General features: G+C 62.8%; 2 pseudogenes. Both read left to right on the top strand.

Annotation, left to right across the window (positions count from 1 at the left end):
* A pseudogene (locus EN935_RS39450) lies at positions 1 to 186 on the top strand (sugar ABC transporter ATP-binding protein); the annotation flags it as partial.
* Positions 183 to 570: pseudogene (locus EN935_RS39455) on the top strand (ABC transporter permease); the annotation flags it as partial. The pseudogenes EN935_RS39450 and EN935_RS39455, both read left to right, overlap by 4 nt.

Consider the following 570-nt stretch of genomic DNA (forward strand, 5'->3'; position numbering starts at 1 on the left):
GCGGCTGGCAGCGGGGTGCTGCTGGTGTCTTCGGATCTGTCCGAACTGCTCCAGCTCTGCGACCGCATCTCGATCGTCGTCGATGGCCGGATCACCAGGACGATTTCGAGGGCGGAATTCGGCAGCGCCGAGGACCTTCATCACCTCATTCAACTTTCGCAGCCATCGGAAGAGCACGCGGCATGACCGACACCCAAAGCCCGGCAAAAGCTGCCGTCAACCAACCGGGCGGTCGCTCAGCGCTGCGGCATCTGCTTCAGGGTGAGCGTCCCTACATGCTTTACGTCGCCTTTGCCGTCATGCTGGTTGTCTTCAGCCTGGCGTCGCCCTGGTTCCTGTCGATCGACAATTTTCTCAACATCGGCCGGCAGACGACACTGGTCTCGATCATTGCCGTCGGCATGACATTCGTCATCATCTCCAGGCAAATCGACCTGTCCGTCGCCTCGACGCTGGCGCTTTCGGGCATGAGCGCGTCGCTGGCCATGGCGTTCGTCGCCAACAACTGGGTCGTCGGCGCGCTGGCGGGACTGGGCACCGGGGCGCTGATCGGGCTGATCAACGGGGTGC

The organism is Mesorhizobium sp. M7D.F.Ca.US.004.03.1.1, from assembly GCF_003998635.1.
Lineage (GTDB): Bacteria > Pseudomonadota > Alphaproteobacteria > Rhizobiales > Rhizobiaceae > Mesorhizobium > Mesorhizobium loti.